The organism is Legionella busanensis (assembly GCF_900461525.1).
Taxonomy (GTDB): domain Bacteria; phylum Pseudomonadota; class Gammaproteobacteria; order Legionellales; family Legionellaceae; genus Legionella_C; species Legionella_C busanensis.
Window position 1 is genome coordinate 3,142,049 of sequence record NZ_UGOD01000001.1, and the last position, 24,556, is coordinate 3,166,604.

Sequence of the window (24,556 nt, forward strand, 5' to 3'; positions counted from 1 at the left end):
AGCAAATAAATAACCTTGCTTCAGACTGATGAAAGTAATGACAACTAATAATTTAGGTTATATAAAGCTATAAGTAACATATATGAGAATAAGTAAATTTCGTACTCAATGGATCGCTTTACTCTCTGTTCTACATACGGCAAAAATTTGTGGTCATGCCGTCTTTAGGCAATTAATAGGTAACATTAATCGACCTTGGGTCGATAGTACTATTATGAAATGGTCAACTAAATTACTAAATTTAATTGGCGTTAAACTTGTAGTATTTAATCCCTACCATGTGGAGCCACAGCCAGGAAAAGCGACTATTATTATGTGCAATCATACTAGCCTTTATGACATTCCAATTAGTTTTAAAGCTTTCCCTAATCATTCAATTCGCATGTTAGCTAAAAGGGAGCTTTCTAAAATTCCTATCATGGGTAAAGGCATGTCAGCTACCGAGTTCCCATTTATTGATCGGAAAAATAGACATCAAGCAATTCGAGATTTGGCATTTGCACGTCAATTAATGGAGAGTGGCATTATTATGTGGATTGCGCCAGAAGGCACTCGCTCTAAAACAGGCGAATTAGCTCCTTTTAAAAAAGGGGCATTTATTACGGCAATTGAGGCAAAAGCAACTATTATTCCTATCGGTATTCGAGGAGCTTACAATATATTGCCGCCAAAAACCATGCGATTTAACTTAAATCAAAAGGCTGAAATTCATATTGGCAAACCTATTGATGCTGCACAATATACTCTTGAAAATAAAGATGAACTAATAAATACCGTTTATCAAGCAATTAAGGAGCTTGTAGAAGGCTCTGCATAAGTAGTCTAATTAACATTAGCGCTCTAAGCTTTTAATAGGTTAAACCATATCCACCATGATCTTTATTAATAGCAACCGCTAGACCTATTCCACGGGGATCAGAGGCCGCAGTAATTATATTTAGTTTTTTATCCCAGCTTATTGCTTGCATATCGCCATAATATTGTTTTAAAGCCATTAACTGATAGCCCATGGCTTTAAGTTGCGCCTGAAGCTCAGGTGAAAAAGTTTCAGGTTCAAATTGCAGCCAATCTGGTAAGTATTGATGATGAAAACGCATCTTAGAAACTAAACTAATAGCACCTTTATAATTAAAAAATGATAACGTACTAAGTAAAACCATGGTGGGTATTCGACTACCGCCTGGTGTTCCTAAAATAGCTGTACGGCCAGGCATCTCTAAAAATGTAGGTGACATATTAGACATAGGCCTTTTTCCTGGCGCGATACTATTTACAGGATGACCTACTAAACCATACTGATTTTTAACCCCTTCTTTAGCTGAAAAATCATCCATTTCATCGTTTAGTAAGACACCTGTGCCGGCAGCAATGACACTTGAGCCAAAAATATAATTTATAGTTAAGGTCGCTGACACACGATTACCATCAGCGTCAATAATACTAATATGAGTTGTATTAGTATTATTTTGATTTATATTTTGATCTAAACCAAGTTCTGAACTAGGTAACGCTTTATCTGCAGGAATTAACGATCGTAATTGTTTAGCATTTTTAGATGATAATAATTTATCTAAATTAATTTGCGTGAATTCCGGATCAGCAATGGTTTGATTACTTTGCCAGTAAGCAAGCCGCATGGATTCTATTAGATAATGAACAAATTGAACTTTGTTAAATGACTGTAGCGGTAACCCCTCAAGAATATTTAATATGGTAAGTAATATTACACCACCAGCTGAAGGTGGCGGCGCTGTAATAATAAGCATATTATGATAAGCACCTTGGAGTGGTTCTCTTATTTTAATTTTATAATTAGCGAGATCATCTAAAGTCCAAATCCCTCCAGTAGCACGTACACCAGCAACCAGTTTTTGAGCAATTTCCCCACGGTAAAAACCATCATGCCCTTTTTCAGCTAATATTTTTAATGTGCTAGCTAAATCTGGTTGCTTAAGGATTTCACCAATTTTATAAGGCTGATTATTATGTAAAAAAATGGCTGCCGTTGCTGGAAAGCGCAGCATAACCTCCATTCTATCGGTCATTTGGGAAAAATGATTAAATTGCGCATCGACTGCAAAACCTTGCTCTGCAAGGCGGATGGCTGGCGCTAACGTTCGTGATAAAGGTAGTCGGCCATAATGCTTTGCAATATAGGTAAGCGCCGCAGGCTCTCCAGGGATGGCAGCAGCTAAGCCCCCGTCAAGTGATAATCTTGGGACAATTTCACCCTTTTTATCAAGAAACATATTTTCATGTGCCGCTAAGGGCGCCACTTCCCGACCATCAATTATAATATTCTTTTTAATTTTAGCATCATACAGTAGCCAGAAACCGCCGCCACCTAAACCAGAATGATAAGGTTCGACTACTGCTAATGTAGCACTTACGGCAACTGCTGCATCAAATGCATTGCCCCCAGCGGCAAGAACTTCTAAGCCAGCATTGGTGGCTAATGGGTGGGCGCTTGCTACAGCATAGCCTGGCGGATTTTCAAAAATCAAATCACTTGCTTGACTTAAATGAATACTACTTATCCCTATAGCAAAACATAGCAAAAATTGTGATTTATTCATGTCCCTTTGCTTAATTTTTCATTGAAAGCTTTTACAACATTTGCTGGTACAAATTGCGAGACATCTCCTTTTAATCTCGCTATCTCCCTTACTAAAGTTGAAGAAATAAACATTAAATCTTCGGAAGGTGTTAAAAATACAGTTTCAATATCTGCACTTAACTTTCGATTCATACCAGCAAGCTGAAATTCATACTCAAAATCATTCACAGCTCTTAAGCCACGTAAAATGATATTTCCCTGTTGTTCTTTGACAAAATCAATTAATAGCGTATCAAAGCCTAGTACTTTAACACCAGGAATTTCTTGGAGAGCCTGCTTAGTCAAATTAATGCGAGTCTCTATAGGAAAAAAAGGGTTTTTAGCATCATTACTTGCAACACCAACTATAATTTCTGGAAAAATTTGGGCCGCTCTTTTTATAATATCAATATGTCCATTAGTGATGGGATCAAAAGTTCCAGGATAGATAGCACGCTGTTTCATGAATTAAATTTTAAATATAAATAATATCAGTCTAACGTATTGTTTTGAAAAAGACTATTCTCATTAATACTGTTTATCAAAAAGGTAACTACATTGTTTCAAAGAATGTTTATACTAAGGCCCACTTTAAGAATTCTTTTTATGAGGTATAAAACAAAGCAATAAATTTATTGCACTTAAGATTAAATATACAGCTGCCATATCAATAGAAGAGTGGGCTCGTAAATTAGTAATTATAATATTGATAATAACGGCTCCTATTAGAATTAAAGAGCCTATTAGGGAGCCTGCTTTTCCAGCATATTCAGGCAAGGCCCCTACTGCACTTGCATAAAGATGAGGAAAACAAATACCTGCGGCAGTCATAACAAAAAAGACTGGGAGCATGATAGTATAAATAATAATATAATTTAGTAATTGTAAGCTAAATAAAATAATTGAAAAGATTAACATACATAACAAGCTAAGGCGTAAAAGGAAATTCTGTGAATATTTCTTTATAAGTAAGCTATTAATACTATTACCAACAAAAAAACCTAAACCAACTAGAATCGCAAAAGCACCATAAACAGAAGCAGAGTACCCTAAGCTTATCTCAATAATAAAAGGCGCCATTATGCTAAAGACTACAAACAGTGACCAGGTTAAAATCAGGCCCATAACAGAAATAATATAGGTGCGATGTGTTAATATAATTGAGTAACTTTTTAAAATGCTTCCTAAATCTAATTTTTTTGAAAGCACTCTAGGGTTAGTCTCAGGTAACTTAAAATAGAAAATAAGATAAATAAAAATCGATAATATAAACATGAAGAAAAAATTGGCTCGCCAATTAAAATAATCTTGAATGAGACCTCCTAGAACTGGCGCTGTAATAGGAATAAAGGAATAAATTAAACTGTAATAACTGCTTACTTTTGTTAACTCAGGGCCATCAAAGCAGTCGGCCATTAAAGCAGGGCCTGTTAAGGCGATACCTCCCACACCTAGTCCTTGCAGAATTCTGCCTAATATGAGTAGACTTATATTAGGAGTAAAGATACAAAATAAACTGCCTAAAAAAAATAGGGGCATAGAAAGTAAAAGAACAATTCTTCTGCCAAAATAGTCCGATAATACACCACAAATTAATTGAGAAATTGAAAAGGCGAATAAGTAATAAACTATTGATAATTGTACTTGCGCTACAGAGGTATTTAAGTCACTTACCATAAAAGGCATGGAAGGCGTGTATTCGTCAATGGCTAGGGGAGGAATAATGTTAGTAAGAATAATAAGGGTTGTAAATAAACTTGCCGATCCAAAGCGGGCCGCGTCTAGTTTATACATATTAAATTCCTTCTTATGCAGTACCTACCTAACATTAACAGTAATATAAATTATAGAAGAATTATTTAAATTCATTTTCCTAAATTTAATTTATAAATTTAACTTTCTAACAATGAATGTTATTTTTTAAGCGCAATATTAGCAGAGCTTAGCTGTGAACCCTTTGCTTACCACCAATGGCAGCTATCCTAAAATTAGGCAAGAAGCAAAAGTTACTTCTAATTAAATTAGTGCAAAGTAAAAAAAATTAGTCTATTAATATCAAATAAGTTTATTAAAAAATATTAGCTAAATGTGATCATTGATGGATTAATAAAGAATAAAGGAATAACTATGAAATCACTTAAATATGCAAGTCTTCTTACATTATCTTTCTTAACAGCATGCGTTTCTACTAGACAACCTACTAATTTTGAATCAATGCCGCCTCAATATAATATGCCAGCTCCCCAAGAGGGGGGGACCATTGTTAAAAATCCTAGGCAACAATCACAACTTAAATTAGATTCACAAAATACAAACGCTAATCTTGCGCAAACTAACAATAAGATTAGTGATAAAAATTTAGCAAACAATAAATTAGTTGACGCTAATCTCAAAACAGATAAAAAACAAATAACTCAAGCTGCAAGAGGAACACCTTCCTCATGGAATCTATCTGGCGCTTTAGCTGTTCGAAGTGCAAGAAAGTCTGCTACAGCCTCCATTAATTGGTATCAACGGGGTGCTGGTAGCTATCAAATCCGTCTTTTTGGCCCACTTGGTAGCGGTACCATCATGATTGCTAAACAAGGGGGTACAATAGTTTTACAAGATGGAGCAAAAAGGGCAACCTCCTCAAACGCTGAGCAGCTATTATTAAAACAAACAGGCATTCGTTTACCTGTAAATAATTTATATTATTGGGTGCGCGGCTTGCCTGCTCCTGGCGCAGTTCAATCCGCTAAACGAGATGCAGGTAATCGTTTAATAATGCTTCGTCAAGGCGGCTATACAATTCAATACTTAGGTTATCAAAGTGTTGGTAAAGCAGTACTGCCATCTCATATCCGTTTACAAGGCAATGGGGTTTTTATTAAGTTAGTGATTAATCGTTGGAGTATTTAGTGATTTATTCATAATATAAATTCTTAGCTACCGTGGTTAAACTACGGTAGCTAAGAATAGATTTTAGCATTTTCTAATCCATAAATATCAACGTTTACTGCTCAAATTTTTATGAATTTTATACATTTATACTAAACAGCTTAATTAAGGTGAATTCGACATAAACTATATTTGCTATGGTTTATGTCGAATTTAGTTGTGTTTAATCGTTATCCCGTATAACTGCTTCGCATTTTACGGGATAACGTTCGTTTAGCGACATAAAAGAATCTGCGACTCTTTTATGTCGAACTCACGTTAATTATTAAGTTATTTTCAAAACTTAGCGTTGACAATAAACTAATTTATCTGCAAAATACCCCCCGTATTGCAGCGTTTGGTGTAATATATTCACGGAAGAGATGGAATCTACAGCTTTTGGGGTGTAGCCAAGCGGTAAGGCACAGGGTTTTGATCCCTGCATACCTAGGTTCGAATCCTAGCACCCCAGCCACTTCTTGTTGAAGATCTAATTGTAAGAGTTTAGGTCTATTAACTTCAACAATGAAAAAGTACAATTGAAGGCGCAACATGTCGGTTCAAGTAAACAGACGGCAGAAGATATCTGGAAAGGATGCGTTGCTCAATCGCTCAAATAATAATTATATCTTTTTGGCTGTCTTCTGCTATGTGTTTAAGTGACTGATTAACTGAATCAAAGGCTTCACACATGTCTACAATGATGATCTTTACTGGCAATGCTAATCCGGATCTTGCTTTCAAGATAGCAAACCATTTACAAGTGCCTCTTGGCCAAGCTTTAGTTGGCAAATTTAGTGATGGCGAGACCATGGTTGAAATATTAGAAAATGTTCGCGGCAAAGATGTTTTTGTCGTGCAATCAACCTGTGCTCCCGCCAATGATAATTTAATGGAATTATTGACGATGTCAGACGCCTTAAGGCGTTCCTCAGCTGGTAGAATAACAGCAGTAGTTCCCTATTTTGGCTATGCTCGACAAGATAGAAGAGTTCGTTCAGCACGTGTACCAATTACGGCGAAAGTTGTTGCTGATATGATGGCTTCCGTTGGTATATGTAGAGTTTTGACGGTTGATTTACATGCAGATCAAATTCAAGGCTTTTTTTATATGCCTGTTGATAATGTTTACTCTACTCCTATCTTACTTGAAGATGTTAAGCAGCAAAATTTGTCTCAACTCATGGTGGTTTCACCTGACGTAGGGGGCGTTGTACGAGCCCGAGCAATGGCAAAACGTTTAAATGATGCAGAGCTTTCGATTATTGATAAAAGACGCACTGGCCCTAACAAATCTGAAGTTATGCATATTATTGGCGAGCCAGCAGGCAGAAATTGCCTTATTATTGATGATATTGTTGATACTGCAGGAACTTTATGCTCTGCTGCACAGCAGCTTAAACGTCATGGCGCTATGAGTGTCCGAGCTTATATTACCCATCCTGTTCTTTCTGGACCAGCTTTAAACAACATTATTCACTCTGAACTTGATGAAGTTGTTGTTACAGATACCATTCCTTTATCGGATCAAGCAAAACAATGTCGCAAAATTCGCGTGGTTAGCTTAGCAGAAATGTTAGCTCAGGCAATCAAGCGGGTAAATGTTGAAGAATCTGTAAGTTCTATGTTTGCTGAATAAACTTTCTTTAGTACTAAATTTTTTAATTTACTCGCTTATTGGCGGGTAAATTAATTTATCCTTACTGCAGACAATAGATCATACCTCTTTAAGAATGCTCATAATTTCGTCAATAGCATCAGCTATTGATGCTTTTAAATAAAATCTTTATTTACTTAAGCAAATACTCTTTATTGTATAAAGATGACATTTAACGATCTAAACATTATGGGTATAACCCTTTATATGCAGCCATTTATTTTATAGGATAACGTTCATTTAACGACAAAAGAGCCTTCTTCTCTTTTAGGTTGAACGAACGTTACATAAGAAGTAAAGATTATAAGTATTGAATTTAACGATATAAAATAAATTGGGCAAGGAGCGAAGTTGACTATTAACTAACAACACTCCTGCAATGTGAACAGAGCAAAAAATTAATCACGCGTTCCAACGTATTTATCATCAAAATAACGTCGTAGTTTGGTTCTTAAGGTACCACGACTTATGCCAAGCATAACAGCTGCACGAGATTGATTGTATTTACAATGCTCCATAACAGCGCGAAATAATGGGGTTTCAATCTCTTCTAAAACAAACTGATAAAGATCAACAGGATCAGTTCCCTTCAGCTCGGCGAAATATTTCTGCACAGACTGAGTTACACTAGCTGCTAACGATGATGATGCAGTATTATCTCCGACTTCATTACTGATTGTTGTCATTCTTATTAACTCCTCCTTAAAATGCAGCATCTTATCGAATTGGACAATTCCTGACAAGTAAAAGGCCTATATTTGTTTAAAATCAATGAATTCAAATAACAAGTCAGTTTGGCCAATTCCAATAAGGCTGGTGTTATAATTTAAAATTTAAGCATTGCAGAATTAAATGGCTTACCATTTACCTGTAGCTGTCCCTGCTGTAAAGCTACTTCTATAACATAATAATTTCCATTTACAATCAACACACCTGATTGAATTAACGAGGCTATTTGATTATTCGTCATGGCAGCTGATTGTTGACCTATATCAACCTGCGGTGCAGTCTGAGAAGTTGAAGTAGTTTGCTGAATAGATTGATTTGTAGCCGTTGTTGTCTGCAGTTGTGTATCATTAGTTGCTGACTGTTGCTGTTCTGTCGTTACATTTGTAGTTTGAGAATTGGTATTTTGCTGAGTTGCTGCATTTTGCTGAGCAACTAGTTTTTGACGATTTGCTTCAGTTAGAACCCTTCTAACTATTTCCGCTGGGACTTTTAATCTGCCTTTTCCTTGAACCCTCTGCATTAGCTCTAAAGGATTATTATGTTCACCTTGCGGTAAAGAAATTTGTGCATTTCCTTCTATAGTACCTTCAGGTACAACAAAATTTAACTCTGAAATTTCAAACTCTGCTCCGCGGCTTAATAACTTTGGTATTTCAGGTAAAATAGCAAAAACAGCTTGTTGTTTTTCTAAATCAGTAGAACTTTGCTGAATATGTTTAGCTTGCTGATTGATTCGTCCTAATGCATTAGCATCAAGATTACGGATGGCCATTTCTAAGTTACCTGGGCCAAACTTTTTACCATTAGCAACAATCTTATCAATAGATGATTTGAAATGTGAACTAAATAAGCCGTCTTCAATATCACTGCTGGAATGCATATCAAAATCATTGAATTCAAATAAACGTTGCCCTTTGTCATTAACAATGAAAGAAGGCAAAGTAAGGCTGGCAGTACCTAAATAAATACCCACTTCAGTATTATGTAGATTATATTCACTAGTAACTTCACTTAAAACAGCAGCTTTATCACCTTTTTTAACCTGCATGCCATTAACATTAAAATCACCGTTAATTTTATCGGCATTAGAAGTAACATTAACCGTACCATTCATCCCCATCCAATCGAATTCCATTTGATCTTGACGAGTAATTAGTTTAAAGCTAGGGACAGCCATTTCAATCTGACTATTATTTAAATATGTCACAAATAAGCTTAAGTTTAATTTGGGCTGTGTAGATCCATCCATAAAGTAGTTATTAAACTGCTGCTGATACTCCACAGGTAATAAAATATCTGTACTGCCATAACCCATACCAAATTTCACTGTCTTGTTAGCGATAATAATAGGCCCATGATAAATTTTTAAAGGCATATTGAGGGTAAGGTTTTGTGCAGGAAGGGTTTGAACTTGGCCATTAGTATCTTTCACTTGCCGCTCGGGGACTGTAATCCGCCAATTTAAAAGGGCATTTGAAGTAAACCACCCACGATGATATTTTACAATTTGAGCATTAACCCCATTAGTTCTATTAATAGTTGCAATATTACGCTTTATTGTTCTCTCAGTAACAGCGCCCATAGCATAATAGCCTCCAAGGACTAGTATCGCTAGAACAACCACTAATACTACTAATTTTCTCATTATTATCTCCGGGTTGAATTCTTACTTTTAGCAGTTTATCTAAATGAGTGTAACAAGAAATATCATGCCAATTAAAGTACGAGTTATTATTACTTTAAAACCCACTAATTATTTTTATAACTTACTTAATAAGCGATTGTAATTGTTAAACTTACCAAGTTTATTATAATTTAGGCAAGCTATAAAATAAGAATATTTTATAAGTTCTAATAAAACTTATTGGTAAACTACCAAATAAATAAAATAGTTTAACTGCTATAGATAATTTCATTGAATAAGGTTATGTCTATTAAATACTATTATCAATTAGCGATTTTATATTAGGGATAGTAGCCTGGTTAAAATTAAGAAATTTAAATATATTATCTAATTTTTGTTATATTTTTATATTAGATTATATTAATTTTAAAGCGCAGGAAAGGAAAACAGCTATTTAAGTTTCTTTATTTTAAATTAAGCATCATATCTTTATGCGGTATGCCTGCATCCATGTACTCCTGACCATAAACTGTAAAGCCAAGCTTTTCATAAAATAAAATGGCATGGCTTTGAGAACCTAATTTAGCAATAGTAATATTTTTATCTTGCTTAAGATCAGCAATAATAAATTGCATAAGGTGTTTGCCTAACCCTTGGCCTTGGTAGTTTGGTAAAATTGCAACTCGCTCAATTTTGGCAATATTATGCAAATAGCGAACTCTCGCCACGCCGGCTGGAATTTGGTTTATAGTTAAGAGGTAATGAGTACTTTCCTTATCTTTTCCATCAACCTCCTCATTCAGAGGAACTTTTTGGCCTTCAATAAATACTTTTTTACGAATGGCTAAGCATTCTTTTAACTCAGTTGGCGAATTGACTTTCTGAATAGAAATAGACATAAGTTTTTTTAAGTATGATAAAATTAATTAATGATTATAGATAATAATTATCCTAAATGACTAGGTGTCCTTATAATCCTTTTCTCTATACGAAAAAAGTAACTGCTCATAACATGTTAGTACAAGCTATGTTTCTATAGGAATCGGACCTATTTCAATTGAAGGTATAAGTTACCGCCTACTTAATTAATTATAGAATTAATTTTATTTTGTTTTGTAAACTGGCTTACAATAGGTTTCTTTTACAGTAAACGCTAAAATTAAAGCAACTAGTGAACATAAAGGTAGAATTTGTAACCCTGCCTGAAAATCAGAAAGAAGTAATTTTTCTACATTATAACCTCTAGCACCAGAGACTAAATCTACTAGCCACCCGACTAAAGGTTGCATTAAAGCGCCTACAAAAATAGAGATCATATTGGTAAAAGCAATTGATGTACCGACTACCTTGCGATCATGTAATTCGGTAGAAACTGCGTAAGCGATAGCTACGCCAGTATTTGTTAACCCAAAAGCAAAAAATAAAATATAAGCCATTGGGGTATTAAGATGAGGATAAAAAACAAATAAAGTTGTTAAAGCCACACCAAATAAAGCTGAAATAATCATTAATGGCTTACGACGTCCTATTCTATCTGATAACCAGCCAGATATAGGTCCACTAATACCCCAACCAATAAAAATTAGGCCTGTTGCAAAAGCTGCTGAATGTGCCTCTAAACCGCGGCCAAACTGGAGGTAAGCAGGACCTATAGATTCACCAATAACCGCAGTAGGTCCAAATAAAAACCCTGCATAAAATGCGTTTAACCAGGTCTGACGATGAGATAAAATAATACGTAAACTATCTAAAATACTTAAACGTTGCTCTTGTTTGATTTCTCTTCTTTTTGTCCCAGGTTTATCTTGTACAAATTGATACAATAACCCAGCTAGAGCAATAAACAAAAATGCAATAATTAGCATACTATGTCGCCAACCAACATTGGCAACTAAGAAAGATACTGGCGCTTCACCTGCAGCAGCCCCCAACATTCCTAATGCTTGTGTCAAGCCTGCCAGCAGACCCAGCATAGCAGGAGGAAACCAGGAAGTTGCTAGGCGCAAGGCGCTAATAAAAGCAAATGCTGCACTAAATCCAATTAGCATTCTACCAACAGAGGCCATTAATAAGCCATCCGCTAATCCAAAAACGCCACATCCTAAAGCCGTAATTAAAGACATAACAGTTAGTATGCCACGAATACTTAACCTGTCTACCGTTAGTCCTACAGGAATTTGCATAATAATATAGGGAACATAGAAGGATGCCGTTAAAATACCAAAACCAACTTCATTGATACCAAAATCAATTTGTAAGCTCCGATGCATGACACCTGGTGCTACACGAGCAAGATAATCAGAAAAATAAAAGGCGGCTGCTAAGCCCCAAACAATCCAAGCAAAGCCTAATTGGCCTAGACGGTTTGTTTTTGTAACTAGAGACACTTCTATCCTATTCATAATTTCACTATATTAATAATTATCAAGTTATCATATTAGAATGCTCTAATATATTAAATTTATAAGGTATTTCTGACTAGTTGTAAAACGGTGTTACTCTTTATCTAGAGCAAAACGCTTTTCGCTAACTTAACAAAAATATGCCTATTGCCAACAGCAAAATACTTTTTAAAATAGCATAATGCTCAAAAAAACTGCAATTTTAATACTACATTATACTGCGAGCAAGGCATATTTCAACCTATTCAAACATACAAGTATAAAGATATAATAGTTAAGCCTAAGTTCGTACTTTAAGGTTTATTAATAAATAATTATTTTTAATTGAGCTTTTAGTCGTTAAAATGCCAATTTTATAATTAATAAGCCTGCTATCAATGAATCACTTAGAAAAAGCAATTAAGCAAGCGTTAGCTTTATCTGGCAGCCCAAATGAGGCCAATAAAGCTTATCTTGAATTTATCAAAGCTAACTTCATTATACCTATTGATAAGAATTCAGAGCCTGATAAGCCAGAAGTACTCTATCTTGAAGAAAATAATCAGTATTTTTTACCAGTTTTTACTGAAATGCATCATTTTGACGCATGGGCAAAAGATATAAGTCACGCAATCAATATATTGAAACTCTCAGGGGTCGATTTATTAAAGGGAATAGGCGAGCAGGTAACTGTTTGTTTAAATATTGGAAGCAATATTTATAAGGAATTTAATCCTGCTGAGATTGCAAGAATGAAAAGTATGGTTTTAAAGATATTTAAGTAACGTGAGTTCGCCATAAAAGAGGCCAAGACTCTTTTGTGTCGCTAAAAGAACGTTATCCCGTAAAATGCGAAGTATTGTAGAATATCCGGATTAAACGCAAGTAAAATTGCTGCGCAAAAAGCGCAGCAATAAAATGATTAATGAAATTAGGCAACTAAATCAATCACTTGATAGCCCACTACGGCTGTTGCTGCTAAAGCGCCACCTATCCTAAGTAGGCTCGTTATAAAACCAGTATATAAAGGATGATAAGTTTGATCATTAGCTGCACTTCCTGCTGCAATAGATTCTTTGCTTTCTTCTTTACTATCACTTGCACCAAAGCTAAAGAGCGGCTCTTCACCATAAAATCCAGCCCACCAGCCTTCTTGCCATTGATTATATTCAGCAGTATTTATTGAATATGGGTTCTCTTCTTCAGAAATTTCGGCTTTAGCACACTCATATCCGTAAGCATAACATTCTTCTAAATCTGGGTGGTCAATATTAAAACGCAATTTTATATATGGTAGCAAAGAATTTAAATTTTCCATGTCGATATCCTCTCAAGCGTTCGATTCTCTAAGTAGTTAGTTTCTATAAAGCTAAAGCTTAATTATTTACTACTTACTTCTAGGTTCTATTTTACGCCTATTGCATTTTAGAAATTCTTACAACATCTAATTTTACAATTTTTTGACAATTTGCTAAATCCAATACATTAAGGTGCTAAACGGTGATAAAGCCATTTATCATTTTTTTTATAATATTTTAGACGATCATGCAACCTTTTATCACGTCCTTGCCAAAATTCTATTTGATCAGGCATTAAATAATAGCCTCCCCAATAAGAGGGCCGTTCTATAATTGATTTAGACTTATAATCCAATTCTAAACGCTTATAATCTTCTTCCAATTTTTGTCTATTTTTAACCGGCTGACTTTGCGGTGAAGCCACAGCACTTAATTTGCTCTCTAAAGGACGTGTAGCGAAGTAATAATCTGATTGCTGAGCAGTGGTTTTTTCTACTCGACCTCGTATCCTAACTTGCCGAGCCATCTGTGGCCAATAAAAATTAAGTGCAGCATAAGGCATTTTTTCTAATTGGTGAGCCTTATCACTCTCATAATTTGTGTAAAAAATAAATGTTTCATTCTCAAATCCTTTTAACAAAACAACGCGCGAGTCAGGGTGCCCTTTCTCATCTACTGTAGATAAAACCATCGCATTAGGATCACTTTTCTCAACGGTAAGAATTTCATTAAACCAAAGTACAAATAAATCAAAAGGATTTTCTATAACAATATTTTCATCTAAACTTAAGTTGCCATACTCTCTGCGAATGTCTGCTATTGTTGGCCAATTATTCATTTTTTTTGTACAAATTGGAAAACCTTATTGGTAGTATAAAGGGAAAACTTAACGATAACCAATGCCTTCCAAGCGGATTTTTGTATTTATTTAAGCTAAAAATGTACAAAAAGAACTAATTACCCCCATGATTGTGCAAAATTTGTCTTGTACCTATTCCAAGAATAGATTAAACTGTCCCGCATTATCAGTTTGCTTCTTTTATATGCTACTTCTAATAAATGAAAATATTTTATTAAATTAGCATAAATTGTGTGCCGATAAGATTATTAAATTAATTTAAAAAGATATAGGGATTTTTATAGAGAGTACATTCTAACTAGATGAGAAAATTTAACTTACCAGTTATACAGTTAACGGAGACTTTAGATTAGGGATTTATACCAATAACAATATAATTTAGGTTATCTAATGCTAGAGTACTATATACAGATTATTGAATCTTTTAAAAAACACCAGATTTCTATTCTTCTTCGTACTATACGAGAAAAAATTATAGATTTTATAGAAAGCGAGCACTTTACTAGTCAAGCACAGGATTTTTTTAGAGATATAGCTGGTTGTCGCTTAATGCTAATGCCTTCTAATCCTATAAAGGAAAGTATTAATCCGCAAATTAGCGTAGCATACATTCTGACTAATGATAATAAGCTCTATTATTTTAATAGAGCGCAGCAAGAACCTCTTATTGAAATTCCCATTTCAAGCGAAAATTATCATGCCTTGAAAAATGCCTTAGCTATTAAATCTTTAAACGAAGAGCACACATCTAAAATAGTTACCAATGCTTTATCTCAGGAGCAGCTGGATGTAATTAGTAAATATTCTCGCCATGAGCATATTGCTAATTGTCGTTTATTTTTTATACCTGCAGTTCCTAAAGTCACCGATTTTGATCAATATACTCATAAAGCTTATATTTTGACTGCGGATAACAAACTTTACTATTTTAACCGCCTACTTTCACCATCAATAAAAGAAGTACCTATTGCGCTGCAAGATTATGAAGCATTAAAAGCTAATTTTGAATTAGATTCTGGAGAGGCAACTAGCCAAGTTAATGAAATTATTCATTCCTTATCACTGGCACAATTATCTATTATCACCAAGCATTCTGGCCACCAGCATAAAGAAAATGACCCGCCCATTCCTTTTACCGATTTCACTTCCCAACCAAGGCAAGTTGTACAACTTAAAGAAGTTATTAATGCACTTTACCATGCCGAATTAGCTTTTCGGGATTTAGAAAGCGTTAACCTTCGTGATGGGAAAAATCGATTATTGGATACGGGTACACTCTATTACCATACCATCGAGCATGGCTACATGGCGTGTTACATTTTAACTCATCTTGATTTACAGACTCAGCAAGTATTTAGCCAAGAAATAGCACTCATATTAAAGCTACTGGCCCAAGTGCAAAAATATGCCGCAGATTATGGTGATAAAGCCTCAATAAAAATTGCTGAGTTCGTAGAAAATTACCCTATTAGCTATACTGCTGGCAATATTGCGGGTATTGCAATAGATCAAATGCAACCTTCTACAGGTAATGTAGATTATAATTTTTTAGCGCAATTTAGCGCTGTACTTCCTAGATATATTCAGCAGCTTACTGAATATATTCATAAATACACTAATCAAATTACAGATTTAGAACCAACTTTAGATAAGCAAAAAATTAATGAATTAGAAGACAATGCAATAAAGTTGTTACAAGCTATTAATGATGCGCAAAGTAATACGTTTCTTTTTACTTTTAAAGGCATTAGTTATCTGCATATCATCCAGCATGTCACTACACTTGCGTTATCAACAATTGAGCAAATGGGTCATATGAGTGAAGCGACTCAAGATGTTATTCGTGATAATTTAAGTACTTTAAAATATAATTTATTTGTCGAACTGTTTGCGTTAGTTGATAAAGTTGAAGATGAAGCGCTGCTTACGCCAGGCACATTATCAATGCCACTTATGCAAGTTGTTATTCCTTTTTATCAAAAAATAATCCAGTATGCATCTAAGCCAGTTGATTTTGCAGTTAAAGGTAAAGAATTATTAACGTTAGAAGATCAGAAATTTATTGATCTTCGTATTGATAAAATCCAACAAAGGATTAATTCTGCTGAGAAACAATTATTTAAATCACAAGAAATTCAAAATGCATTTAATGCCTTTTTTAGTATTTTAGAAAATCATAAAGGATATAAACGGATAACTGATTTACCTGATGAAATTAAAAAAGAATTAAATAGCCATTATATTTATATTCAGTCCTATTTTGAAAAAGTTGATGTAGATTTACATAATGAGATTTTACGTGGCTTACAAACTAGCGCAGGTGGCCGTTTCAATCAAGTCCGTAATTTATATTTTCAACTTCGAGGCCATACGACAGATCATTTAGAAAAAATTATCAATTTAAAACCTAATCTTTATGATTCAATAAAAAGCGACATTGCTACTTATAAGTTTCATATTGAGTTTAATAGACAATTAATAAATAGTGTTCGAAACCATGCCGACCTAGCCCTTTACCCTATTGAATTATCAGACAAGGACATCAATTGCGCAAAACCTGTTGTATTTTCCTCAGACCCTGATTCCCAATTAAGCGCATCGCCTACAGAAGCCATTGCTGCGGCCCAACCAACCTCACAAACAATTCTAAACACAAAAACTATTAGTAAAAGTCAATCTGTATTAGAGTTATTAAATTTTAATGAAATAGCTGCCATTAAATTAAAATCTACTGTAGGAATTGAATATGGCTTAAAGGCCGAAGGCCGTGCAATCATTATTACCGAACCTGAGGCCCTAACAGCTGAGCAAACATTAGATTTACTAGAATATTATCAAACAGAAAAAGCAAGAATTATTGCTGCTAAAGAAAAATTTAATCTATTTTTAAATACTTTAAGTGATGGTAATAGTTTAATTGAAAAAGAAAACAAAAAGGAACTTAGCCGTTGGTATTCAGAGTTTCAACCTTATTTTTTAAGAATCTTTTTAACCGATAAAAAATTAAATATACGCCATCTAGACAAGTTAATCACCGCAAATTTAACTAGTAGTAGCACAAGCCAGCCAGCTGAAGCTAGGATAGGCATTAATAAATGGAATTTTCGCTACCCTACTCCTTTATTTAATAGCACGCTAGATGATGCTATGACATTTTGTACAAAACGCATTGAAGTATATCAAGAACTTTCTAATAAGAAACTTAAAGAAGAAACAAAGAAAAAAGTACTGCAACCTAATTACACCTACGGCAACAGAGCACACTATTTACTTAAACATACTAATTACTCTAAGGCAGTGTCTGAATTTAGGCAGGCAATTTTTAACTTAACTGAATTATTTACAGACCCATTACGTGTCGAGCTTAAAGCAGCAGCCTCTGGTGTTCCTTTTCCAGAAGTAGAAATGCAAGATGGCTTATGGGCTCAAAGCAAACAAGTATTAAGTATTAAACAAATCTATAACAGCTTATACCATTTAGAGCAGATTTGTTTACAACTTGAAGAATTAAATGATAAAAGTTATCAAAGTATTTATGTTAAACACGTAGTTGAAGCCTACAATCATATCGACGAAATTTATAAAGCGGCTAAAAGTCTTTATGAGGATCCTTACTTACGCTTACTAGCCGAAGATATTATAGAAAAAGCAAGTAAAATACAGCAGGTATTTCTTACTCAAAGTGAAGCTTATACGGTTGATCCAGAATCCGTTACTAATGTTAAAGGTCAAGTAAAACAAAACTCTATTTGGTATACATTACAAGCATTCTTGTTAATACCGTCACATATAAAGGCACTCTCTAAGCAGCAAACTATTTCTCCTGAAGAATTAAAAGAAACCCAAGAACATACGAAAGAAATTACGCTTAAAATTGAGCGTATTATTGCCAAATCTAACTCTTATTTTAAACTTTTATTAGAAACGCCTACCATGTATGGCCTATTTAAAGAGTTAAAACAAAAACTAACTGACTTTACTACCACAACGCATCAATCAGTAGTAGATAATATTAGAGAAATAAATACAGTTCACTTCACAGATATACTTGTTGAAACAGATAAGTGGGAAGATAGGCTAGGCTTAAAACCAGGCTTACTATCAGGCCCTATGCAAGAAATACTAAGTGAATTTTATAGAGGCCTTGTTGAGCCTTTAGGCTTTACGTCAGATAATTATTTTGATCTCATAACTGATCTTACTCCTTTTATCAAACGCAAAGAAGCCTGTAAAAAAGTAGCTGCTGCAGCGCAAAGCAAAATTAATGAGAATGATTTTAATAAAAATTATAAAGTTTTAAGTGCTCTGGTTCAGTCTATAAGCACATACCATAATTTTACTACAGGCCCTATCCCGCCTGCGGAACCCTTTACGATAAATTTTATAAAAGATAAAATCATAGAAGATAGCCTTGCTATTAAATCTTTTCTTAAAGAACAAAATAATTCTAATACTTTGAAAGATAATCAGCTTCTTTTAGACAAGCTAAAAGACTGTATTGATATAAGCCGCCTTGCTAAGTTAATTAAATTAATTAATACCTATAATACTTTAAATAAAGCCCCCTTATATGGCTTAAGTGAACGAAGTAATCTACTTAATATTCCCCCTAACCAAAATAACGAAGATGAGCTGCAACAAGTTATTCAATTAAAGCAGCAAATTATTAATACTTATAAAAAAATAACAAAAAATTTAACGGCCCAGAAACAACTTACCTATGATCTTTCTCCATCACTTACTGATACCGAAATTCTACAACTAAACACTAAAAGCCTATGGCAAATATTAGCTAAACAATTGCCTATAATGAAATCCGTTTTTAGTTATTATAAGGGTATCTACGCTACTTATAAGGTCACTGAGGAAACAGCCAAGAAAAAAGAAGCATACATAGAAAAGTTAGCAGCTGACCAAGATATACTAAATGAAAAAATTAAACAGGATTATATCCAAAGAGAAATTAACAAACGTGTGCAAATAATTATTAATCAACAAACAGATTTGATTAATTTAAATGGAGAATATAATAGCGCTTTAGAAAAAGATTTATTAAGCGAGGATTTTCAATCAGCACTTGCCAAGCAAGTTTACAATGAAACTGATATTAAACTTGCAATTAAAGTTAGATTACTTGCTCGTGCTCAAGCATTCAAAATAGCTAATTTAGATAAATATGCTCGATTAGATTATGTTTTAACAACAATTACAGACTTTCAACTCTATTTAAGAAAATCAGATGATGCTTACAATAGAAGGATTTCAATATTTGAGGATGATACATCATTAACTATAAAAAAAGCACAAATTAATAATTTGCTTAAGCTTGCCCAAAAAAATCAACTAAATGATACCGTAGATAAATGCTTTGAAAAAATTCGAGATTATATCAGTTTTGAATATAAAGAGAACGATGAAAATTTATTAATTGCCAAACAAATAAAGATTAATAATTTACTTACGCTTGCTCAGAAAAGTCTCGAATATGATAATACAGAAGACTATCTAGCAAAAATTCGACTTCATATGAATATCGTCTTTAAAGATAAACAATCACTAACTTTACAAAAAAAACAAATTGAATACCTGCTTGAGGTTACCCAGAGAAAGCTCCAAAATGTCAGCGTAGAGAAACGCTTTGCAAAAATCTGTAATCATGTTGATACGGGAGCTTTTAGAGCAGATATGCTAACCTACAGACGATTCGAACATATTAGTTTTAACTGGCTTGTTAATTGTTTTCTTTCGCTACTTAAAGCGCTGCATCTTTATAAACCAACATCGCTAAAGCGCTTTGAACAGATTAATGACGCTGTGTCTGATAAGCCTAGGCATATGCCTCGTTATGGCTTTTTTACCGAATCAGCGCGTGAACAGCAACGCTACGATTTGCCCTTTAAATTTAATTTTGGCAGAGAAGAGCCACCAAGTGATATAGAACTCACAGAAGGTATTCTTGTCCCACCTTTGGCAACATAATTTTTTATTAAGTTAATTACTTTATTTATAAAGGAAAATGAGTATCAAAATATATCTCTTTACTCTCTTAGTATTATTAGGATTACTTATGGCAACGTCTGCTTTTCCCAGCGATATTATTACCATCGAACAGATGGCCAATAAAAAAATGTTAACCACCCCTGCTGAGCCTGTACAATTTCCACTTACGGCAGAAATTTTAGAATTAGTTAATACCATGAAAGAAAAATTACTTGCTTTAGAAGGCGTGGGTTTGGCTGCACCACAAATAAACCACTCCAAGCGCATCATTGCCATTTATATTCCTTCTAGTGCTGCATTATTACGTAAAGAAGTAAAAAATTATCCTATTCATTTCTTATTTAATCCCACTTATACACCTATTGCAGATGAAAAATTTGCCGACTTTGAAGCGTGTTATTCGGTTACAAGTAAATCTGGAAAAGTACCGCGCTATAAAAAGATTAAACTAACCTACTTTGATGAGCATGGAATGCAACATGAGGCTATTGAAGAAGGTTTTTATGCGCGCGTTTTACAACATGAGATTGACCACCTTAATGGTACCTTAATCCTTGATAGACTAACCGCAGATTGCGTGCAAGGTCCTATTGATGAAATGATGCGATTACGACGCAGTGAATTGTCTGATGAACAAAAAAAATTATTTGATGATTTGTTACGCAAAAAGCAATTAAAGAAAGATTAGAATGAGTGTTTAGGGATACACTAAATTTTAGTGAACTCGCCAGATTATCTCGCAAGATGCGTCAACTACAGTGGCTTCACCTCATTGTTACGTGGATGAATTTACAAAGAGAATAGGTAGCCTGGGTGCAGGCCCAAAGGGCCGAAACCCGGGTTTCACTTCGTTTCACCCAGGCTACTACTATCTGTAAATACTTTTTCTTTGCCACGCGGGAATGACATTGGCTTTATATAGAAAAAAGACTTCTATTATCCGCGGCAACAATGCGGTTCCGCAAATAAGGCTAACCGTTTACTCCCAGCCAGCTGCCTTACCGATAGCATCACCCAGATCAGCAGGCGAGCGTACTGTCACAACGCCAGCTGCCTCAAGAGCCGCAAATTTTTCAGCAGCAGTTCCCTTACCACCAGAAATAATAGCACCAGCATGACCCATACGCTTACCTGGAGGAGCTGTTACACCAGCAATATAAGAAACAACTGGTTTGCTTACATTAGACTTAATGAATTCCGCAGCCTCTTCTTCTGCAGAACCACCAATTTCGCCTACCATAATAATTGCTTCCGTTTGAGGATCCTGCTCGAATAACGCTAAAGCATCAATAAAACTTGTACCTGGAATGGGGTCACCACCAATACCAATGCATGTACTTTGACCGAAGCCTTTATCAGTTGTTTGTTTGACTGCTTCATAAGTCAAGGTACCAGAACGAGACACAATACCAACTTTACCTGGTAAGTGAATAGAGCCTGGCATAATTCCTATTTTACATTCACCTGGCGTTATAATACCTGGGCAGTTCGGGCCAATTAAGCGAGAATTAGTATTCTTTTCTAAATAAACTTTTACTTGCAGCATATCTAAAACTGGAACACCCTCTGTAATACATACAATTAACTTAATACCAGCATCAGCTGCTTCTAAAATAGAATCCTTACAAAAAGCAGCAGGCACATAGATAACTGAGGCATCTGCGCCAGTTGCTTCTACTGCTTCACAAACGGTATTAAAAACGGGTAAGCCGAGGTGTTGTTGCCCCCCCTTGCCCGGTGTAACACCACCTACCATTTTGGTACCATATTCGATTGCTTGTTCAGAGTGAAAGGTTCCTTGTTTACCCGTAAAACCCTGACAAATTACTTTTGTATCTCTATTTACTAATACACTCATTGCTTGCCTCAAAATTATTTAATAGGTTATAAAACCATATTTTATACACTTCATTAATTATTAATTTGCAACTGCCGCTACAATTTTCTTCGCTGCGTCAGTTAAACTATTAGCAGCAATGACATTTAAGTCGCTCTTATTTAAGATATCTGCTCCAAGCGCTGCATTATTACCTTCAAGTCGTACAACTACTGGAATTTTTAAGTCAACTTCTTTAACAGCAGCAAGTATACCGTCAGCAATTAAATCGCAACGAACGATCCCACCAAAAATATTAACCAATATACCTTTCACTTTTTCATCAGATAAAATAATTTTAAATGCTTCAGTAACTCGCTCTTTGGTAGCACCACCACCTACATCTAAAAAGTTAGCTGGCTCGCCACCATGTAATTTAATAACATCCATAGTAGCCATAGCTAACCCTGCGCCATTGACCATACAACCAATTTCACCATCAAGAGGAATATAATTTAGCTCCCAATCGGTTGCTCTATTTTCACGCTCATCTTCTTGTGATGGATCACGCATATTTTTTAATTTAGGTTGTCGATATAAAGCGTTACTATCAACATTAATTTTGCCATCTAAACAAATCAGCTGACCGGTTTTAGTGATTACTAGTGGATTAATTTCAAGTAAGCTTAAATCACACTCTACAAACATTTTACCAAGGCCTAACATTAATTGAGTGAACTGCTTAATTTGATCATTATCTAAGCCAAGTTTAAAACCTAAATCACGGCATTGATAAGGCATAACGCCAACGAGCGGATCAACGATAATTTTAAAAATTTTTTCTGGCGTTTCATGAGCTACTTTTTCTATTTCAACACCACCTTCAGTCGAGGCCATAATAACAACCCGTTGACTAGCTCTATCTACTACCGCACTTAAATAAAGTTCTTGACCTATATCACAAGTTTCTTCAATTAAAACAGCATTAACAGGCTGACCTTTAGCGTCAGTTTGATAAGTAACTAAGCGAGTACCTAGTAACGATTTAACATACGCTGCTAATTCATCTTTAGTAGAGACTAATTTTACACCGCCAGCTTTACCACGACCGCCAGCATGAACCTGCGCTTTAGCTACCCATCTTGGTGTAGAAAGTAATGACGCGGCTTGGATTGCATCTTCAACATTATAAGCAACATGTCCTTTAGGTGTAGGTAAGCCATAACTGGCGAATAATTGCTTAGCTTGATATTCATGTAAATTCATTATTACTAACCCTACTTTTTCTATCGTCTTTAAATTAAAAGTGGCAGAATTTTACCATGGATTTATGGATACGGACATAGGTACAGGAGGAGGATGGATAAAGGTATACCTATGATTAGTACAGTTATAGGTATACCTTATAAATAGAATTAAACGTTTAGTAGTAAACGAGCAGGATCTTCAAGTAATTCTTTTACATTTACAAGAAACTGGACAGACTCTCTACCGTCGATTAAACGATGATCATAAGATAAAGCAATATACATCATTGGTCGAATAACAATTTCACCTTTCTCAACAACAGGCCTGTCCTCGATCTTATGCATACCTAAGATGCCAGTTTGAGGGGGATTAATAATTGGCGTTGCTAACAAGGAACCAAATACACCGCCATTAGTAATAGTGAAGGTACCGCCTTGCATTTCTTCCATACCTAATTTACCTTGGCGCGCGCGCGTTGCTGTATCAATTATCGCTTTTTCAATCTCTGCCATCGATAACTGATCAGCATTTCTAATAACAGGAACAACAAGACCTCTCTCTGTCGATACTGCAACTCCAATATCGTAATAGCCATGATAAACAATATCATTACCATCAATAGATGCATTAACAGCTGGAAAACGCTTTAGAGCTTCAACAACAGCTTTAGTAAAGAAAGACATAAAGCCTAAACGAGCACCATGCTTTTTCTCAAAAACATCTTTATACTGAGCGCGCAAATCCATTACAGCTTTTAGATTAACTTCATTAAAAGTCGTTAACATAGCAGCATTATGTTGTGCTTGAACTAAGCGTTCTGCAATTTTAGCTCGCAACCTTGTCATTGGAACACGACGTTCTTCACGCGTGCCGGCCGGGGCTGGGGCTACATTAGGTATAGTTATACTTGGTTGTGTTTCTGTTTTTGTCTCTGGCGTCGCTGATTGTGTTTTTTCTCGATTTGCAGTAATAAATGCTTCAACATCCTCTTTAGTTAACCGCCCATCTTTATTTAAGCTTGGGACGTCAGATGCCTGTAAATTATTTTCAGTTAATAAACGACGTACGGCAGGGCCGGCTACTTTTTCACTAGCACTACTTTCCATCTCATTAGCTTTAACGCTTGTACCATCATCCGCTTTCTTTGGTGTAGCTTCAGCTTCCTTATTAGCAATTTCACCCTCTTCAATACGGGCTAATAGCTCGCCTGAGGTAACTGTATCGCCCTCTTTAAAGAGAATTTCTTTAATTACACCGTTGGCTGGAGCAGGAACTTCCAAAACAACTTTGTCTGTTTCTAAATCAAGAAGATTTTCATCTCGGCTTACTTTATCACCTACTTTCTTATGCCAGGCGGCAATGGTTGCATCAGCAACTGATTCCGGCAAATTAGGTACTTTAACTTCTATAGACATGGTTAGACCTTCTT

Annotated in this window: 18 protein-coding genes and 1 tRNA gene; 7 read left to right on the plus strand and 12 right to left on the minus strand. The window is 35.0% G+C overall.

The genetic code is table 11. The features are described 5' to 3' along the window. The first annotated feature begins 214 nt into the window (after positions 1-214). A complete protein-coding gene (locus DYH30_RS13950; RefSeq protein WP_423202822.1) occupies positions 215-817 on the plus strand; it encodes a lysophospholipid acyltransferase family protein in 603 nt (200 codons plus the stop codon). Between the two features lie 31 nt (positions 818-848). On the opposite strand, the gene ggt is transcribed toward DYH30_RS13950, so the two are convergent. From ggt to DYH30_RS13965, 3 genes are all read right to left on the minus strand, one after another. Beyond that, positions 849-2,576 carry a gamma-glutamyltransferase gene (ggt, locus tag DYH30_RS13955; RefSeq protein WP_115332230.1) on the minus strand — a complete coding sequence of 576 codons (1,728 nt, stop codon included), beginning with the start codon at positions 2,574-2,576 and terminating at the stop codon, positions 849-851. Next, positions 2,573-3,061 carry a pantetheine-phosphate adenylyltransferase gene (gene coaD, locus DYH30_RS13960; RefSeq protein WP_115332231.1) on the minus strand — a complete coding sequence of 163 codons (489 nt, stop codon included), beginning with the start codon at positions 3,059-3,061 and terminating at the stop codon, positions 2,573-2,575. The genes ggt and coaD overlap by 4 nt, the downstream gene beginning before the upstream one ends. A gap of 126 nt (positions 3,062-3,187) precedes the next feature. Next, positions 3,188-4,390, minus strand: a complete 1,203-nt coding sequence (locus DYH30_RS13965; RefSeq protein ID WP_115332232.1) for a multidrug effflux MFS transporter — start codon at positions 4,388-4,390, stop codon at positions 3,188-3,190. A gap of 333 nt (positions 4,391-4,723) precedes the next feature. On the opposite strand from DYH30_RS13965, the gene lolB reads away from it, so the two are divergent. From lolB to DYH30_RS13980, 3 genes are all read left to right on the plus strand, one after another. Beyond that, complete coding sequence (gene lolB / locus DYH30_RS13970; RefSeq protein WP_242604688.1) at positions 4,724-5,497, plus strand: lipoprotein insertase outer membrane protein LolB; 774 nt, start codon at positions 4,724-4,726, stop codon at positions 5,495-5,497. Positions 5,498-5,915: 418 nt separating this feature from the next. After that, positions 5,916-5,990: transfer RNA gene (locus DYH30_RS13975), tRNA-Gln, on the plus strand. Between the two features lie 216 nt (positions 5,991-6,206). Next, positions 6,207-7,154, plus strand: coding sequence for a ribose-phosphate pyrophosphokinase (locus DYH30_RS13980; protein ID WP_115332233.1), 948 nt, complete (start codon positions 6,207-6,209; stop codon positions 7,152-7,154). A 416-nt stretch (positions 7,155-7,570) separates the two neighbouring features. Here DYH30_RS13980 and DYH30_RS13985 read toward each other — a convergent pair whose 3' ends face one another. The 4 genes from DYH30_RS13985 to DYH30_RS14000 all read right to left on the minus strand — a co-directional run bounded on the left by DYH30_RS13985 (position 7,571) and on the right by DYH30_RS14000 (position 11,927). Continuing rightward, positions 7,571-7,858 (minus strand): helix-turn-helix domain-containing protein, encoded by a 288-nt coding sequence (locus DYH30_RS13985; protein ID WP_115332234.1) that lies wholly within the window; start codon positions 7,856-7,858, stop codon positions 7,571-7,573. 140 nt (positions 7,859-7,998) lie between these two features. After that, positions 7,999-9,546, minus strand: a complete 1,548-nt coding sequence (locus tag DYH30_RS13990; RefSeq protein ID WP_115332235.1) for a YdgA family protein — start codon at positions 9,544-9,546, stop codon at positions 7,999-8,001. 443 nt (positions 9,547-9,989) lie between these two features. Then, positions 9,990-10,424, minus strand: a complete 435-nt coding sequence (locus DYH30_RS13995) for a GNAT family N-acetyltransferase (protein ID WP_115332236.1) — start codon at positions 10,422-10,424, stop codon at positions 9,990-9,992. Between the two features lie 204 nt (positions 10,425-10,628). After that, complete coding sequence (locus DYH30_RS14000; protein ID WP_115332237.1) at positions 10,629-11,927, minus strand: MFS transporter; 1,299 nt, start codon at positions 11,925-11,927, stop codon at positions 10,629-10,631. A 377-nt stretch (positions 11,928-12,304) separates the two neighbouring features. Here DYH30_RS14000 and DYH30_RS14005 point away from each other — a divergent pair, with 377 nt between their 5' ends. Further along, positions 12,305-12,691, plus strand: a complete 387-nt coding sequence (locus DYH30_RS14005) for an SseB family protein (protein ID WP_115332238.1) — start codon at positions 12,305-12,307, stop codon at positions 12,689-12,691. 146 nt (positions 12,692-12,837) lie between these two features. Here the strand turns inward: DYH30_RS14005 and DYH30_RS14010 are convergent, their stop codons facing one another. Together DYH30_RS14010 and pdxH are read right to left on the minus strand one after the other, a co-directional pair. Beyond that, entirely contained in the window at positions 12,838-13,224 is a 387-nt protein-coding gene (locus tag DYH30_RS14010; protein ID WP_115332239.1) for a transmission trait enhancer LetE, read from the minus strand. A 167-nt stretch (positions 13,225-13,391) separates the two neighbouring features. Then, positions 13,392-14,042 carry a pyridoxamine 5'-phosphate oxidase gene (gene pdxH, locus DYH30_RS14015; RefSeq protein ID WP_115332240.1) on the minus strand — a complete coding sequence of 217 codons (651 nt, stop codon included), beginning with the start codon at positions 14,040-14,042 and terminating at the stop codon, positions 13,392-13,394. 411 nt (positions 14,043-14,453) lie between these two features. Between pdxH and DYH30_RS14020 the strand changes: the two genes are divergently transcribed. Then, positions 14,454-20,042, plus strand: coding sequence for a hypothetical protein (locus DYH30_RS14020; RefSeq protein WP_115332241.1), 5,589 nt, complete (start codon positions 14,454-14,456; stop codon positions 20,040-20,042). Positions 20,043-20,130: 88 nt separating this feature from the next. After that, positions 20,131-20,751, plus strand: a complete 621-nt coding sequence (def, locus tag DYH30_RS14025) for a peptide deformylase (RefSeq protein WP_165482133.1) — start codon at positions 20,131-20,133, stop codon at positions 20,749-20,751. 291 nt (positions 20,752-21,042) lie between these two features. On the opposite strand, the gene sucD is transcribed toward def, so the two are convergent. The 3 genes from sucD to odhB all read right to left on the minus strand — a co-directional run bounded on the left by sucD (position 21,043) and on the right by odhB (position 24,542). After that, complete coding sequence (gene sucD / locus DYH30_RS14030) at positions 21,043-21,921, minus strand: succinate--CoA ligase subunit alpha (RefSeq protein ID WP_115332243.1); 879 nt, start codon at positions 21,919-21,921, stop codon at positions 21,043-21,045. 60 nt (positions 21,922-21,981) lie between these two features. After that, a complete protein-coding gene (gene sucC / locus DYH30_RS14035) occupies positions 21,982-23,145 on the minus strand; it encodes an ADP-forming succinate--CoA ligase subunit beta (RefSeq protein ID WP_115332244.1) in 1,164 nt (387 codons plus the stop codon). A gap of 149 nt (positions 23,146-23,294) precedes the next feature. Further along, positions 23,295-24,542 carry a 2-oxoglutarate dehydrogenase complex dihydrolipoyllysine-residue succinyltransferase gene (gene odhB / locus DYH30_RS14040; protein WP_115332245.1) on the minus strand — a complete coding sequence of 416 codons (1,248 nt, stop codon included), beginning with the start codon at positions 24,540-24,542 and terminating at the stop codon, positions 23,295-23,297. Positions 24,543-24,556 lie beyond the last annotated feature (14 nt).